Raw genomic sequence first — 17,292 nt, forward strand, 5'->3', positions numbered from 1 at the left:
GATTTAGGTTACGTATTGAAATGGTGAATGTTCTGTTGATCCGCTATTTGAAGGGAGGAGATACATGAATGGATAGGCTACTGTTCATACTATTGTCGGGAGGGATACCGACTTATGATGAAAATATGGATAACCGGTCTTTTGCTATTGGCGCAGCCTGCTGATCCGCCTGACAGTTTGACGATCACCCAACAAGGACGGCCGATTGCCGTAGTGAACCGTGAAAACTTTACAATGCCTTTTCCAGGAACTCCAATCATTGATGACAAAAAATACGGTGCGTTTATCGATCAGCTGGATCAACAAATTTACCGGGCCCCTATAAATGCCATCATCAACGACAAGGGAAGAATCGTCCCGGGAAAGGTGGGCTACAAGCTTTATCGACAGGCGTTTAAAGAGCAGTTTTATACCTATTTCTTCGGGAGCGGTCCCTCTAAAGTGGAAGTCCCGGAGTTGAATATTTATCCGAAAGTTGACAGTGAGCTGCTTGCTCACATCCGAGTGCAGCAGATTGGTCGATATGTGACTTATTTTAATTCGGGCAATAAGAGCCGTTCACACAATATCTCACTTGCCGCCAAGGCCATTGACAATCACGTTGTTTTCCCTGGTGAGACATTCTCCTTTAACCGGGTTGTAGGAAAGAGAACCGAGGAAAAGGGGTACATGAGTGCTCCTATTATCGTTAAAGGTGAATTGTCCGAAGGGGTCGGGGGAGGCATTTGCCAAGTATCCTCAACTTTGTATAATGCAGTCGATCGTGCAGGACTGAAAATCGTTCAGCGCTATTCCCACAGCAGGCGTGTCCCGTATGTTCCGCCCGGTCGTGATGCTACGGTAAGCTGGAACGGACCAGATTTTCGCTTCCAAAACAAATATAATCAGCCGGTATTGATTCGGGCCAAACAATATGGAGGAAGCATGGCCGTTATGCTTTACTCCTCAGACGTGATTAAGAACGAGATGCGGGATGTTCCAAAGGCTCCATCCCGGTTGCCAACGGAGAAAAAAGATGATCCATATCATGAATCATCCGCTGATTGAACAGACCCTGCTTGTTTGTGCAGAGCTCTTTCATGCATCGGTTAATATGCAGAGTACAATGGCCGGCTTATTTCTCTGCAGGCAGCCTGATCATAAATTCGCTTCCTTTCGGATATCTGCCGTTCACTGTGATCAAGCCGCCGTGGTGCTCAACCATTTCTTTTACGATGGCGAGTCCCATCCCTGTTCCGCCGGTTTGTCTCGACCTTGACTTTTCTATGCGATAGAAGCGTTCGAATATATAGCTGCGTTCTTCTTCGGGAATCCCGCAGCCCTCATCAGCAACCGTAATGATGATCTCGTCTTTTGATTTCCATGCTGTGACAGTGACTTCCGTATCAGGATCTGAATAATGGCGGGCATTATTCAAGAGATTTGTCATCACTTGAGAGAATCGTTTTTCATCAAGTGATACATACAAATTCTTCGGAATGTAAAAAGAAAGGCCGATTTGTTTTTCGGAAAAAGCGATTTGCGATTTTTGCACTTCTTTTTGAATAAATGTATGAAGGTGAACCCGCTTTTTTTGGATGGTAAAGCTCGGCTGTTTCAGCTTTGTCAGCAAAAATAAATCATCGACCAGCCGGGCAAGGTTGTCCGTCTCTTCCTTAATAATGGATAAATACTGATGTCTGGCGGCATCGTCAAGCTTATCCCTCATTGCAATATCAGTGTAGCCTTTAATATACGTAATCGGCGTCCTCAGTTCATGGGCAACGCTTGATAGAAAGTCATTTCGTTCTTTTTGCAGCCGGTTCAGGCCGGAGGAAAGGTTTTCGATCGAAGCGGCGAGTTCCCCCAGTTCATCATTCCTTTTGATATCGAGTGAAATATCATGTTGGCCGTTCATGATGCTTTCGGTCGTTTCTTTGATCATGATAATCGGTCTTGTCAAAAACCGGCTGAACAGAAAGATGGCGATGACCGTAAAAATACCTGTTAAACCGAAACAGATGATAAAGCGCTTTGTGATGCTCTGTACTAAAGCCTGTATGGAAGACGTCTCCAAATACATAAACACATAGCCGATCGTTTTTCCATCTTTCATTATAGGGCTGATCGCACAGATGTATTTTGCTGTATTCCAATGTGATGACAAGGCGGTGCCGGATCTGGGGATGTTCTTTTCTTCGAAATGAAGGTGCTCTGTCATATCCCCCGGGACGGACTGGGCAAGAATGTGTCTGTTTTTGTCCGTGATGATGACGTTCGTCTCAGCTTCTGTTTCCATCAAGGCGACATGTTCGACCGTCCTTTGGTCAAAATGCTTTTCCAAGACGTCCCTGTGGCTGTTGCCCCTTTTTTGCAAGGCGTGAATTTCATCGTTTATTCTTGTATTGACAATTGAGGAATACAAAGTGACAAACAGGATGGACTCGATAAAGAGGGTGAAGATGAAGAAGGCCCCCGCCAGCTTAAACGAAATGCTTTTCATGATACCTGATTCCTTTGCTCGACCATTTATAGCCGACACCGTAGACGGTCTGGAGATAATTCTGCACGGGAAAGCCCGCTTTTTTCAGGCGGTTTCGCAGATTTCTCATATGTGAATCGACCGTTCGTGTATCAATATCGGCGTCAAATCCCCAAATCTTTTCTATCAATTGGTCTCTCGCCAGCACCTGATCCTGATGATTCAGGAGGACGCCGAGCAATTCAAATTCACTTGGCGTGATGCCGGTTTCCCGATCGTTGATATGGAGCGTATGTCTTTCTTTATTCCAGATTAACCCGTGAAAGTGAATCTCAGTCTGCCGCTTTGTTCTTCTTAATACAGCTTCAATTCTGGCGAGAAGAACTTTTTCACTGAACGGCTTTGTTAAATAATCGTCGGCACCCCCGGTCAACCCCCTGACGATGTCGTCCTGTCCGTTTTTTGCGGTGAGCATGATAATCGGAACGTTTGTGATCTTCCTGATTTTCGCACAGGTTGTCCAGCCGTCCATCTCAGGCATCATCACATCGAGGATGACCAAATCAAAAGCGTGCTGTTCAATCAGAGCAAGCGCTTCTTTACCGGAAGCGGCTTTCGTGCATGTAAAGTTTTCCAAAAAAAGCTCAAGCAGATCAAGCATCCGGATTTCGTCATCTACCAATAAAACGTTCAATGTTTCAGCACCTCTTTACTGACTGAAGTGAAAAAAGATTGTCATATTGTTAAAATATACCCTATAAGGGTATATTGATCAAGTTCACCGCAGTCAGTTGAAAAGGAGTACGCTCTACTGTTTTGTCATAAAATACAAAAACCAGACAGCGTGGTTTTGTTCATCGGCAGCCGCACGTTTGAATGCCTCTTTGATCTTCCGGTCTTGTGCGTGATCTGACGTCTCTAAATAGAAGTCGACCGTTTCCTGTTCATCTTTAAAAGCGAATTCCAAACCTGCTTGGTATTGAGCTGGACAGGGTTCGGTTATTTTAATATCCGGTTTTCTGCCGGCCAGAGAAGTATAAAACGCTAGAAACGTATTAAAATGACGGATTTCGTCTTGTCTGATCTCTAATATTTGTTTTTTAATTTCGGGATTTGCCGCCATTTGTGCGAGTTTTTGGTAGCATATGACCGCGCTGTGTTCGCCGTTTATCGCTTTCCCAATATCTTTAATCAGCCGGCTGTTTTGCCTGGCGGGGAAGGCGGGATTATACGGTGGAACATGCCACATCCTGCATCACCTCATGCTTTTTCATGGTTATCGCCCTGTCAGTATATGAGCGGAAGCGTCTGCATGTGCCGGAGAAAAAGTGTCAATTATGTCAGATGAATTGAATCTATTTAAAAAAAATGAAGATTGACGTAAAATGGATTTTAGCGTCGAAGTACTTACATACAAATTGGAGTGAGATTGATGAAAAAGGCGTTTTTACTGGGAATGACCATGATTTTAGCGTTTTTGCTTTTCGGCTGCCAGGCTGAAAAAGACGCATCAGGAAAAGGAAAGTCTGAAGATGTTCAGCTTACGGTCTCTGCGGCCGCGAGTCTGAAGGACGTGATGACTGAGCTTGCGGCTGACTATAAGAAGGATCACCCAAATGTCAGCGTTAAGTTTAACTTTGGTTCATCAGGAGCACTCCAGCAGCAGATTGAACAGGGAGCTCCGGCAGATCTGTTTTTTTCGGCTGCGGAAGACAAATTTGATAGACTGGTTGAAAAAGGTTTAATTTCAAAGATTGATTCCGTCAAGCTGCTTGAAAACACATTGGTGCTGATCGTTCCAAAAGGGAAAGCCCAGCAGGTCAGCGGCTTCGAAGATTTGACGAAAAGCGGAGTCGAAAAGCTTGCGATTGGCACGCCTGAATCAGTTCCCGCCGGAAAATATGCGAAGGAAACATTGACAAACCTTCATCTCTGGTCAAAGGTTCAATCTAAAATCGTTTACGGCAAGGATGTAAGACAAGTGCTTTCCTACATTGAAACGGGCAATGCGGACGCAGGTGTCGTGTACCGGACGGATGCCCTCACTTCCGATCAGGTGGAGGTAGCGGAAACCGCCGCTTCTAAGCTGCACACTCCGATCATTTACCCGCTCGGCATTGTGAAACAAACGAAGCATAGAGAGCAAGCTGAAGCGTTCTACAAATTTTTGCAAAGCGATCAGGCGATTCAGAAGATGGAAAAGTACGGATTTAAGAAGGGCTGATCACCGGGATGTTTGAGGAATTTCTTTCCCCGATCAGGATTTCCGTCCAGGTGGCTGCCGCGGCGGGCGTCATTGCCGTCATCACCGGCGCGGTTGCGGCGAGAATGCTGGCGCATAAAAGGTTCAAAGGCAAATCTGTCATCGAAACGGTTTTGATGCTGCCGCTCGTCTTACCGCCGACCGTCGTCGGCTTCTTCTTAATCGTGATATTCGGCAGACAGAGCGTGATCGGCCGCTTGATTGAAAAAGTGTTTCAGGCGCCGGTGATTTTCACATGGTGGGCGGCGGTGATCGCAGCGGCAGTCGTCGCTTTTCCGCTGATGTACCAGTCGGCGAAATCGGGTTTTTTGGGTGTTGACCGTGAAATAGAAGATGCGGCAAGGGTTGATGGCGCAAATGAATGGAAGGTGTTTTTATTCGTTACCCTGCCGCTTGCGTCAAACGCGATGATCACAGGCAGCGTGCTCAGTTTTGCCAGGGCGCTGGGCGAGTTTGGGGCGACGCTTATGTTTGCCGGCATTATTCCCGGAGTGACGGAAACCGTTCCAACGGCAATCTATTTGGCGATTGATTCGGGGAATATGACGATGGCATGGCTGTGGGTGGCCTCAATTGCGGTAATCTCGTTCTTGATGCTGTTTTTTGTACAGTTTAAACAAAAATAACCGTATGGGAATAGCGCTCATACGGTTTTTTCCAGTTTTGAAGAATGGTTATTTTCTAGATGATTCGATAGAATAGAAAGGTAATGAAGACAGAAAGGAGACGGACATAGTGGGAGCAGTTTTTTTATCAGGCAGGTCCGGGAGTGGGAAAACGACCTTTATCTTGGATGACATCAGAGAAAAGCTTCGCCATGACCCGCTCGGGAAACCGATCATTTTTCTAGTCCCGGATCAGATGACGTTTTTAATGGAATATGAGCTTAGTAAAACTCCTGATTTGGGCGGGACGATCCGCGCCCAGGTTTACAGTTTTTCAAGGCTTGCCTGGCGAATCCTCCAGCGCACGGGAGGCATGAACCGTCCGTTTCTGACGGGAACCGGCATTCAAATGCTGCTTCGCAAATTGATCGAAGAGCATAAGGATGAGTTTAAAGTGTATCAAAACGCGAGTGACAAAAGCGGTTTTACGGAGCAGGTTGAACGAATGCTGACCGAGTTTAAACGGCACTGCCTGACGCCAGATAGCATTCGCGAGATTATGCAGGGAAGCGGGACGTCGGAATATGAGGATGAACGGATTCTTTCCGACAAGCTCCACGACCTCTATATTTTGTACAGCAAGATGGAAGAAAGCCTCAAAGATCAATATGTTCAGTCAGAAGATTATTTGACACTCTTGGCGGAACAGATACCGCATGCCGAAGAGATCAGGGAAGCTTCCATTTATGTGGACGGTTTTCACCAATTCACCCCGCAGGAGATGCTCGTCCTTGAACAGCTGATGGCACATGCGCCGGAGATTACATTTTCTTTGACGGCGGATCGGCCCTTTACAGGAAACATACCGCATGAATTGCATCTTTTCCGGATGACGGGAAAGGCATATTTTGATCTTCACCAAAAAGCACGGGAGCTCGGCCTTGATGTGTCAGAAATCCGCCTGGAAGAAGCGAAACGGCATAAGCACGCGCCGGAGCTGCAACATGTGGAGCGTTATTTTGATGAAAGGCCGGCAAACGCGTACACAGGAAAAATAGAGTCTTTCCGCATCATGCAGGCGGCTAACAGAAGAACCGAGATTGAAGGGATCGCCAGGGAAATCCGCTCCCTGGTCCGCAGCGGCGCGTTCAGGCTGAAAGATATCGCGGTGATCGCCCGCAATCTTGAAGATTATCAAGACGCGATCAAAGAAGTGTTTACAGATTACGGACTTGCGTTTTTCATAGACGGCAAAGAGTCCATGCGGAACCATCCGCTGATCGAACTGATTCGTTCAACACTTGATATCATTAAAGGAAACTGGAGATATGAAGCGGTATTCCGCTGCATCAAAACAGAGCTTTTATTCCCCGGGGACAAGCCGAAGGAACGGGTGCGGGAACAGGTAGACCAGCTAGAAAACTATTGCATTGCTTATGGTATTCAAGGGAACAGGTGGACAAGCAGTGAACCGTTTGTTTACAGAAGATATACTTCATTGGATGAGGACTTTGCACAGACCGACCGGGAAATTGAGACTGAGAACATGCTCAATGAATTAAAGGACTGGATTGTGCCGCCTGTTCACCGCCTGCAAAAACGCCTGAAAAAAGCGGGATCGGTGAGGGAAATGGCTGAAGCCGTTTATCTCTATCTTGAAGAGGCCGATATTCCGCTGAAGCTTGAAGAGGAAAGGCGGATTGCCGAAGAAAGCGGCCGGATCGAGGAATCAAGACAGCATGAACAGGTCTGGGACGCCGTCATTCAATTATTGGACGAGTTTGTGGAAATGATGGGGGACGAGCGCATATCGTTTTCCTTGTTTCAGCAAATGATCGAAACCGGTTTGGAGTCGTTAACATTCTCGCTGATTCCGCCTGCGCTTGATCAGGTGTTTATCGGCAATATGGATTTATCCAGAATGTACGGTATCAAATGCACGTTTCTCATCGGGGCAAACGACGGCATCCTGCCGGCAAGGCCGGCCGATGACGGGGTTTTGACAGATGACGACAGGGAGTGGCTGAAAAGAAACGGGGCGGCGCTTGCGGCAACGGGAAGAGAACAGCTGCTTGATGAAAATTATTTGATCTACATGGCGCTCTCAAGCCCTTCTCATCAGCTCTATGTCTCATATCCGATCGCAGATGCTGAAGGGAAAACGCTGCTTCCCTCAACTATTGTGAAGCGGTTAAACGAACTGTTTCCGGATCATGCCGAGAAGATGCTCGCCAACGAACCGGAACAGCTGGATGATGAGGCACAGCTTGAATTTCTCGTCAATAAAAGCACTGCTTTAAGCTATTTGGCGGGGCAGCTCGGGATCTGGTCGAGACAGTACGCGATCAGCGATGTATGGTGGAGTACATACAACTTTTTGATGGATGAGCCTGATCGGCGATTTTCACAAAATGTCCTGTCGAGCTTGTTTTTCCGAAACAAAGTTCACACTCTCAATCAGCGGGTAAGCCGGGAACTGTACGGGGAGCACATCCAGGGGAGCGTGTCGCGGATGGAAATGTACAAAGCCTGTCCGTTTTCCCACTTTGCTTCCCATGGCTTAAAGCTGAAGGAACGCCAATTTTTCAAACTTGAAGCTCCGGATATCGGCCAGCTGTTTCATTCAGCGCTGAAGCTGATCTCAGACCGTCTTCATGAACTGAAGCTCGATTGGCGCGACTTGACGAAAGAACAATGTGATGCACTATCAAGCGATGCGGTAGAACGGCTCGCGCCGAAACTGCAAAAAGAGATTTTGCTCAGCTCAAACCGTCACCACTATGTGAAGCAAAAGCTGCAAAAAATTATCGCGCGGGTATCCGGCATTTTAAGCGAGCATGCGAAAGCGAGCGGGTTTGCTCCCGTCGGTCTCGAGCTTGGCTTCGGCGGAAAAGGTCCGCTTCCTCCGATGCGGTTTACTCTTAAAAACGGCTGCACAATGGAGCTTGTCGGCCGGATTGACCGGGTGGATAAAGCCGAGAGCTCAAAAGGGCTGCTGCTGCGAATCGTGGATTACAAATCAAGCGATAAAGGCCTTGATCTGGCTGAAGTGTATTACGGCCTTGCGCTGCAAATGCTGACATATCTTGATTTGTCCATCACCCATTCGGCGGATTGGCTCGGGATGAAGGCCTCGCCGGCCGGAGTTCTTTATTTTCATGTGCACGATCCGATGATTCAGGCCTCCGCACCGCTCGGCCTGGATGAGATTGAAAAAGAAATATTTAAGAAATTTAAGATGAAAGGGCTTCTGCTGGGAGACCAGGAAGCCATCAAGCTGATGGACACCACCCTTGAACAGGGCAGGTCCGACATCATCAGCGCAGGCTTGAAAAAAGACGGTTCGCTCCGTTCGGATTCTGCGGTCGTCAGAGAAGAAGATTTTCACTTATTAAGACACCACATCCGCCGGACGTTTCAAAAAGCCGGCGAGGAGATTACAGACGGTAAAGTGGCGATCGAGCCTTATAAATTAAAAGACAGGACCCCGTGCACATTTTGTTCTTTCAAATCATTCTGCCAGTTTGACGAATCGCTTGAGGAGAATGAGTACCGGGTATTGAAGCCGGAAAAAGACAATGTGATATTGGATTGGCTGAAAAAGGAGGATGAGGCAAATGGAGATGGCTAAGCCGAAGAACAGCACATGGACGGATGATCAATGGAAAGCGATTGTCTCATCCGGACGGGACATTCTTGTCGCGGCGGCCGCCGGTTCCGGAAAAACGGCTGTCCTTGTCGAGCGGATCATCCGGAAAATTACGGCCGAGGATAACCCGATCGATGTCGACCGGCTGCTTGTCGTCACATTTACAAACGCATCCGCAGCCGAAATGAAGCACAGGATAGGTGAAGCGCTTGAAAGGGAGCTTGCCGAACATCCCGGCTCCCTTCATTTGCGCAGGCAGCTTTCCTTGCTGAACAAGGCAAGCATTTCAACCTTGCACTCTTTTTGCCTTCAGGTCGTTCGCAAATATTATTATATGATCGACGTTGATCCGGCCTTTCGGATCGCCGACCAGACAGAAGGAGAGCTGCTTGGCGATGAAGTGCTTGACGAGCTGTTTGAGGAAGAATATCAAAAAGGCGATCCGGCTTTTTTTGAACTGGTTGATCGATATACGACAGACCGCCATGATCTGGATTTGCAGTACCTGGTGAAGCGGGTCTATGAGTTTTCCCGCTCTCATCCCGATCCGGAATCCTGGCTTGAAAAGTTTGTCGAGCTGTATGACGCAGATGCTGACGCGAAGGTAGAAGCACTGCCGTTTTATCCTTATATCAAGGAAGATGTCGAACTCGCTCTGAAAGGTGTGCGGGAAAAGCTGGCCCGTGCGCTTGAGCTGGCAAAACAGCCGGGAGGCCCTGCGCCGCGCGCGGAAAACTTTCTCGATGATTTGGCGCAGATCGACAATCTGATCAGGCATCAGGATGATTTCGCGGCGCTTTATAAGCTTGTGTCCGCCGTTTCATTTCAACGGGCAAAGCCGTGCAAAGGAGATGAATTCGAGCCGTCTTTAATCGAAGAAGCGACAGAGCTGCGAAACAGTGCGAAAAAACAGCTGGAAAAGCTGAAAACCGATTATTTCACGCGGACTCCTGATCAGCATTTGGCAAGTTTGAAGGAGATGAAGCCCGTCATCAAGACGCTTGTCAAGCTTGTCATCGAATTCGGCAGACGCTTTAAGGCGGTGAAAAAAGAAAAGGCCATCGTCGATTTCTCCGATCTTGAACACGACTGTCTGGCGATTTTGACAAAGAAAAATGAAGCGGGGGAAACGGTCCCGAGCGAAGCTGCGGCCCATTACCGGCATCAGTTCCATGAAGTGCTTGTCGATGAGTACCAGGATACAAACCTTGTCCAGGAGGCCATCTTAAAGCTGGTCGCCAAGGAGGAGCATGAGGGAAATCTCTTTATGGTGGGCGATGTCAAGCAGTCGATCTACCGATTCCGCCTGGCTGAGCCGCTGTTATTCCTCTCAAAATATAAACGGTTTACAGATGATGGATCAGGCGCCGGACAGAAAATCGATTTAAATAAAAACTTCAGAAGCCGTTCCGACATTTTAGACAGCACCAACTTTCTGTTTAAGCAGCTTATGGGGGGAAAGGTCGGCGAAGTTGACTATGACGAGCAGGCAGAATTAAAGCTCGGCGCGTCATATCCTCCAAATGACAGCACAAAAACGGAAGTGCTGATGATTGAAAATCAGGAAAACAGCGCGGATGAAGAGGCGGAAGAGCTGGAAACGGTTCAGCTTGAGGCGAGGGCCATGGCAGGACGGATCCGCGAGCTGATATCCGGGAAATTCCAAGTGTATGACGGCAAAACGAAAACAACGAGAAACATCGAGTACCGCGACATCGTGATTTTATTGCGGTCAATGCCGTGGGCGCCGCAGATCATGGATGAATTCAAACAGCAGGGAATTCCGGTTTACGCGAATTTGTCAACAGGCTATTTTGAAGCGACAGAAGTCGCAGTCACGCTTTCGCTGCTGAAGATAATCGATAATGCATACCAGGATATCCCGCTGGCATCCGTTCTCAGATCGCCGATTGTCGGCCTTGATGAAAATGAGCTGTCCCTGATCAGAATCAGGGATAAAAAAGCTCCTTTTTATGAAGCGCTGAAAGCGTATATCGCCTCGTCCGACCCGGATGACACCCTTAATGAAAAGCTGAGCCGCTTTGACCGGCTCCTCAAAAAGTGGAGGACATATGCAAAACATCATTCAGTGGCTGAGCTGATCTGGGAAATTTACCGGGATACGAAGTATTTGGATTATGTCGGCGGAATGCCGGGCGGAAAGCAGCGGCAGGCCAACTTGCGCGCGCTTTACGACAGGGCCAGATCATATGAATCGACATCCTTTCGCGGCTTGTTCCGCTTTTTGAGATTTATAGAACGAATGCAGGAGCGGGGCGATGATCTCGGAACCGCAAGAGCTTTGAGCGAACAGGAAGACGTCGTCCGGCTGATGACGATTCATTCAAGCAAAGGGCTTGAGTTTCCAGTCGTATTTACGGCAGGACTTGGCCGGAATTTTAACATGATGGACTTAAACAAATCATATCTGCTTGATAAAGAGCTCGGTTTCGGGACAAAGTTTATCCATCCAAAATGGCGGATCAGTTATCCGACGCTGCCGCTTATCGCAATGAAGAAAAAAATGCGCCGCGAGCTTTTATCAGAAGAGCTCCGCGTCCTGTATGTCGCCCTAACCCGGGCAAAGGAAAAGCTGTTTTTGGTCGGTACGGCGAAGGACAAGGAAAAGCTATTGGCAAAATGGCGGTCTTCCGCTTCCCGATCCGAATGGCTGCTGCCTGATTTTGAACGTTTTCAGGCCAAATCCTATCTCGATTTTATCGGGCCCGCATTAATGCGGCACAGGGATATGTCTGACGATTTACCGTCGCCGAATGATGAAATCTATCATCATCCGTCCCGTTTTACGATCAGCTGGATCTCTTCCGCAGAGCTTGAAGCTGAAGATCAGGCTCACACCGAGGAGGAAAAGCATGACCGGCTGTCACTGATTAAAAAAGGGCTGCCGATCGATGGACCATTTGATTATGAGGAGGAAGTGCGCGAGAGGCTGACATGGTCATACCCTTATCAAGACGCGTCCCGCATCCGCACAAAGCAGTCTGTCTCCGAAATCAAAAGGCAGAAGGAATATGAGGATGAATATGGCGACCGATCATTGATTCGCCCGGCACAAGAGACTGTATTGTTCAAAAGGCCTTCCTTTATGATGGCGAAAGGGCTGACGGCTGCCGAACGGGGAACGGCGATGCATACGGTCATGCAGCACCTCCCGTTGACCCATGCCCCGCAAGCGGATGAGCTTGGCCGCCTGCTTGACAGGCTTGTCGAGAAAGAGCTTTTAACAGAAGATCAGCGTGCGGCGATCGAAGAAGACGATATTCTCGCGTTTTTCGAAACGGACATAGGTGAAAAACTGCTGAGCGCCCGGCGGGTTGAACGGGAAGTTCCCTTCAATATGACGCTGCCCGCCCAGGACGTATATCCCGGCATGAACACAGCGGATGAACCTGTATTGATTCAGGGGATTATTGACTGTTTGTTTGAGACGGATGATGGATTTTATTTGCTCGATTACAAAACAGACCGGATACACGGCAAATTTAGAAGCGGCTTTGAAGGAGCGGAGCCGATACTGAGAAAACGCTATGAAACACAGATCAATCTCTATGCGCGGGCCGTCGAAACGATGTTGAAGACGCCTCTGAAAGGAAAGGCCCTTTACTTTTTTGACGGCTGCCATGTGCTAATGTTTTGACGACATATTGAGCTCCCCCCAAGCCTAGGGCGCGGGGGAGGTTTTTGATCAAAAGAGAGGTGAAAAAGCTTGCGAATTTTACATACGGCGGACTGGCATTTAGGAAAGACGCTTGAAGGAAGAAGCCGCCTGAAAGAGCAGGAGGACTTTCTTGATGAACTTGCAATGATCGCAAGAGATGAGAAAATCGATGCCATTGTCATGGCCGGGGACGCTTTTGATACCGTAAACCCGCCTGCTCTGGCGGAACAGCTGTTCTATGAAAGCCTCTCTGCTTTATCTGATAAAGGTAAGCGGCCTGTCGTGGTCATTGCCGGAAACCATGACAATCCTGACCGCCTTTCAGCGGCATCTCCGTTAACGACAGACCACGGGATTCATCTGATCGGATATCCGCAGGCAGAGCCTGTAGACATAGAAATTCCTTCTTCAGGGGAATTTCTTTCTGTTGCAGCGCTCGCATATCCTTCTGAATCAAGATTGAATGAAGTGCTGTCTGAAACATTTGATGAAAAGCTGCTCCGCGATCAGTACGACGAAAAAATAAAACAGACCTTCCAGCATATGAGCCGAAAGTTCAGAAAAGATGCCGTTCAGATCGCGGCGAGCCACATTTATGTCGCCGGCGGCAGCCAGACTGATTCTGAACGGCCGATCGAAGTCGGAGGCGCGTATACGGTGGCTGCGGAAAGCCTGCCTGAAACAGCCGCATATGTGGCGCTCGGGCATCTGCATCGCCCGCAGACGATCAAACGCGCCCGCACGCTTGCCAGGTATTCCGGTTCTCCGCTCGCCTACAGCTTTTCAGAAGCCGGATATGCTAAATCGGTCACAGTTGTGGAAGCCGAACCGGGCGGGCCGGCAGAGTGGAAAGAAATTTTCCTGTCGAGCGGAAAACCGCTTGTGAAATGGAAGGCGACGGAAGGGATCTCGCAAGTGTACAGCTGGCTTGAAGAAGAGCGTGACAAAAACGCCTGGATCGACCTTGAAATCCATCTGACAGACCAGCTTTCGATTGAAGAGATTCATCGATTGAGAAAAGCGCATCAAGGAATCATTCACATTCGTCCTGTTTTTCATGACACTTTGTCGTCAGCCGAACAAACGGTTCAGTCCCGCCATGTCCCGATTGAAGAAAGGTTTAAAACGTTCTATGAAAGACAGACCGGCGGGGCGGTTCCCGATGAAGAGACCGTAAAACTGTTTTTGGAGCTTGCCTCAGGAACGGAATTGGAAGAGGGGGATGACATATGAAGCCGATTTCCCTGTCCATAAAAGGGCTGCACAGTTTCAGGGAGGAACAGGTGATTGATTTCGAAAGCCTGTGCGGTGCAGGCGTATTTGGCATATTCGGGCCGACCGGAAGCGGAAAATCATCGATTTTGGATGCGATGACATTGGCTCTATACGGAAAAGTAGAGCGGGCGGCCAATAACACGCACGGCATTTTAAACCATGCTGAGGACGAGCTTGCCGTTTCCTTCACGTTTAAGCTGCAAACCGGCCATGAGACGGCCTATAAAGTGGAACGCGTCTTTAAACGAACGGACGCCACAAAAGTGAAAACCTCCATATGCCGCTTCATTGAAATGAAGGAAGAACAGATCGTGTTGGCTGATAAAGCAAATGAAGTCAACCGCAAAGTCGAAGAGCTGCTCGGCTTAACGATCGATGATTTTACGAGGGCGGTCGTTCTTCCACAGGGAAAATTCGCTGAATTTCTTTCTTTAAAAGGAGCAGACCGCAGACAGATGCTTCAGCGTCTTTTCAATCTTGAGCAGTATGGAGACAGGCTTGTGAAAAAACTTAAAAAACGGGTGCAGGCAGCTCAGGCGAAAAAAAATGAAATGCTTGCCGAACAAGCGGGCCTTGGAGAAGCCGATAGCGAGGCGCTGAAGCGTGCGGAAAAGCATCTTGAAGAAGCTGAACACGCTTTGCAAAGCAAACGGCTTGAACGGGACAGTGAGATTCAGCATTTTACCGAATGTCAGGAGATTTGGAATCTGCAAAAGGAAAAAGAAGGATATCTCAAAGAGGAAGAAGAACTCCTGAAACAAAAGGACCTGATGGCGGAAAAAGAAAACAGCCTGCGTCTTGCCGAAACCGCAAACACGCTGAAACCTTACGCTGATGCATATCTTGACGCACAAAAAGACGCGGCGCGCGCCGAGAAGGAAGAGAAGCAGGCCCGGGAAGAACTGCAAAAATATGAAGTTCTTCATGAGAAAGCGCATCAGGAATACGAAACCTTCAGGAGCATCAAAAAGGAAACAGAACCAGAGCTTTTGAAGCAAGAGGAGCAATTGACAGCTCTCAAAGAGATCGAAAAAAAGCGCCTCGCCGTCCAAACAGAAGCCGATGCGAAACTTCGTGAGAAGATGGAAAAAGAAAAAGACATCAAAAAGACAACTGAAGAACTGGAAAAGGTAAAAAATCTGCTGGAGCGGGGGACAGCGAGGCAGAATCAGCTGAAGGCCGAACTGAAGTCTGTTCAGGTATCCAGTGAAGAGCGAAAAAATTGCACGTACGCCAATCAGCTTGCATTTCAAATCGGGCAGCGCAAAAAGGAGACCGAGACGGAACAAGAGAGGCTGAACAAGCAGCAGGCCGTGATCAGCCGGCTTCAGAAAGAACAGGAAACGCTTGAGCGCGGGATCAAAACAGAAGAAGAACATATTCAAGCGGTGTTTGCCGCGGTCGAACGGGCTTATGCGATGGTTTGCGAGACGGAACGCGCCCTGTCTGAAACCGTCAATCTTGCTGCCAAACAGCGGGATGACTTATCTGCCAAACGTGAACAGGCAAGAACGGACGAGCTGACAAGAGAATTATCAAAACAGCTTAAAAAAGGAGAGCCATGCCCTGTCTGCGGTTCCATCCTGCATGAAAAACCCGCCCATACCAATGTGGAAAACATCTCGATAAAAGAGATGGAAGCGGAATTGCGGCAAGTTGAAAGCATGATTGAAGCAGCATCAGGGCTTGCCCAGGAATTTCTTTCAGCAAAAGTGGCGCTTGAACAGCAGTCTGACCATCTTATCAATGAATGCCGATTTTTAATGAGAAGCGAGCCTGGCATGCCGGAAGTTGCCGCCGCATTTGAAGAAACGGACATACCCGAACGCTTCCGCCACATCGGTTTTGAATGGAAGGGAATCAAGCAGGACCTCGCTGACATCAAAAGCCGCATGTCTACGCTCCTCACCGCTTACAAGGAAGCATCAAAAAAACGCGAGCAGATTCGCGAACGTATCAGCTATGAAGAAAAAGAGCGGGAACGGCTTCAGAGCCGCGTCGGCGAGCTCAGCGATTCGCTGGAAGAGCTGGAAAACAGCTTTCACGAACAATTTGACAGCCTGTCATATGAGCAGGCTCAACAATGGCAAAAATCGATTGAAGAAAAGGACCTTGCGGCAGAGGATTATGAAAAAAGAATTGAAACAAGCGTCCGCTTTCTGCAAGAACATGAACAGCAGAAAGAAGAGCTGGCAGAGCGCTTGTATACGCTCGATAAAGAACGGCTTGATCTCCATTATCTGATTGAAAGCCTGAAAAAAGAAATAAGCGAATATCAAAAAGAGCTCAAAGATTACCCTCACACAGCCGCCATTGATCAACGGCTGCAAGATGTGAAGACACAATTGAAAGAGCTGAATGAACGCGATCAGACGCTATACGATCAGCTGAAGGAGACAGAGTCGCAAGCGAACCAATTGAGCGCCCGGACAAAGGGCTGTGAGCTCGCATTGCGGGAAGCTTCGGCAAGGCTGAAAAAAGCGTCCGGCATCTGGACGGAAAAGGCTGAACACACAATGTTTGAAGATGCCGCCGATGTCAAAAAGCACATCATGGACCAGGAGGAGCTTGACCGTTTGAAACAAGACATCCAAACGTACTGGGATCAAACAAAACAATGCAAATCAAATGTCAGGCGGATCGAGGAAAAGCTCGGAGGCAGATCGCTTTCCCAGGAAGAATGGGAAAAATCGGCCATTCGCAAGCAGCGCGCAGATGAAGCATTCACCGCGGCGCTTGAGGAAAAAGGAGCGGCGGTAAAAGCGCTGAATGTAATGCGCGAGAACCATAAAAGATTTAAGGCGCTTGAAGCTTCCTTGAAAGAGTGGCAGACTCATATCGATCGGCTTGATAAACTTCAAGCTGTATTTAAAGGGAACAGCTTTGTCGAATATTTGGCCGAAGAACAGCTGGAAAGCGTCACAAGAGATGCGTCGGCAAGACTCGGCGGACTGACAAGACAGCGGTATGCGATTGAGGTCGATTCGGAAGGCGGATTTGTCATGAGGGATGATGCCAACGGCGGAGTCAAGCGTCCGGTCACGAGCTTGTCCGGCGGTGAAACCTTTCTGACTTCCCTTGCGCTGGCGCTTGCTTTATCCGCTCAAATCCAGCTTCGCGGAGAATACCCGCTGCAATTCTTCTTTTTGGATGAAGGGTTTGGAACGCTTGATCAAGACTTGCTGGATACGGTGATCACAGCGTTGGAAAAACTCCAGTCCGACAATCTGTCAGTCGGTGTGATCAGTCACGTCCAGGAGCTCAGGGCTAGACTGCCGAAAAAATTGATCGTCCAGCCGGCAGAGCCGAGCGGCAGAGGAACTGCCGTATCGCTTGAAATGATTTGACATGTTTTTCGCT

General features: G+C 48.5%; 10 protein-coding genes. 7 read left to right on the forward strand and 3 right to left on the reverse strand.

Going from position 1 to position 17,292, the window contains the following annotated elements; genetic code table 11:
• The first annotated feature begins 114 nt into the window (after positions 1–114).
• Positions 115–1,047 carry a VanW family protein gene (locus R5H20_RS06345; RefSeq protein ID WP_006636753.1) on the forward strand — a complete coding sequence of 311 codons (933 nt, stop codon included), beginning with the start codon at positions 115–117 and terminating at the stop codon, positions 1,045–1,047.
• Positions 1,048–1,114: 67 nt separating this feature from the next.
• On the opposite strand, the gene R5H20_RS06350 is transcribed toward R5H20_RS06345, so the two are convergent.
• The 3 genes from R5H20_RS06350 to R5H20_RS06360 form a co-directional block, all read right to left on the reverse strand.
• Entirely contained in the window at positions 1,115–2,482 is a 1,368-nt protein-coding gene (locus R5H20_RS06350; RefSeq protein ID WP_006636754.1) for a sensor histidine kinase, read from the reverse strand.
• Positions 2,463–3,122: a response regulator transcription factor gene (locus R5H20_RS06355; RefSeq protein WP_051056661.1), complete on the reverse strand. Its 660-nt coding sequence runs from the start codon at positions 3,120–3,122 to the stop codon at positions 2,463–2,465. The genes R5H20_RS06350 and R5H20_RS06355 overlap by 20 nt, the downstream gene beginning before the upstream one ends.
• A 147-nt stretch (positions 3,123–3,269) precedes the next feature.
• A complete protein-coding gene (locus R5H20_RS06360) occupies positions 3,270–3,710 on the reverse strand; it encodes a ferritin-like domain-containing protein (RefSeq protein ID WP_006636756.1) in 441 nt (146 codons plus the stop codon).
• 183 nt (positions 3,711–3,893) lie between these two features.
• Between R5H20_RS06360 and modA the strand changes: the two genes are divergently transcribed.
• The 6 genes from modA to sbcC all read left to right on the forward strand — a co-directional run bounded on the left by modA (position 3,894) and on the right by sbcC (position 17,279).
• Positions 3,894–4,685 carry a molybdate ABC transporter substrate-binding protein gene (modA, locus tag R5H20_RS06365; protein ID WP_006636757.1) on the forward strand — a complete coding sequence of 264 codons (792 nt, stop codon included), beginning with the start codon at positions 3,894–3,896 and terminating at the stop codon, positions 4,683–4,685.
• An 8-nt stretch (positions 4,686–4,693) separates the two neighbouring features.
• Positions 4,694–5,350, forward strand: coding sequence for a molybdate ABC transporter permease subunit (modB, locus tag R5H20_RS06370; RefSeq protein ID WP_006636758.1), 657 nt, complete (start codon positions 4,694–4,696; stop codon positions 5,348–5,350).
• A 109-nt stretch (positions 5,351–5,459) separates the two neighbouring features.
• Complete coding sequence (addB, locus tag R5H20_RS06375; protein ID WP_006636759.1) at positions 5,460–8,960, forward strand: helicase-exonuclease AddAB subunit AddB; 3,501 nt, start codon at positions 5,460–5,462, stop codon at positions 8,958–8,960.
• Positions 8,947–12,636: a helicase-exonuclease AddAB subunit AddA gene (gene addA / locus R5H20_RS06380; protein ID WP_006636760.1), complete on the forward strand. Its 3,690-nt coding sequence runs from the start codon at positions 8,947–8,949 to the stop codon at positions 12,634–12,636. The genes addB and addA overlap by 14 nt, the downstream gene beginning before the upstream one ends.
• Before the next feature lie 69 nt (positions 12,637–12,705).
• On the forward strand, positions 12,706–13,890 hold the full coding sequence (gene sbcD / locus R5H20_RS06385) for an exonuclease subunit SbcD (protein WP_006636761.1): 1,185 nt from the start codon (positions 12,706–12,708) through the stop codon (positions 13,888–13,890).
• On the forward strand, positions 13,887–17,279 hold the full coding sequence (gene sbcC, locus R5H20_RS06390) for an exonuclease subunit SbcC (protein WP_006636762.1): 3,393 nt from the start codon (positions 13,887–13,889) through the stop codon (positions 17,277–17,279). The genes sbcD and sbcC overlap by 4 nt, the downstream gene beginning before the upstream one ends.
• Positions 17,280–17,292 lie beyond the last annotated feature (13 nt).

Source organism: Bacillus sp. KICET-3, assembly GCF_033261025.1.
Classification (GTDB): Bacteria; Bacillota; Bacilli; order Bacillales; family Bacillaceae; genus Bacillus; species Bacillus sonorensis.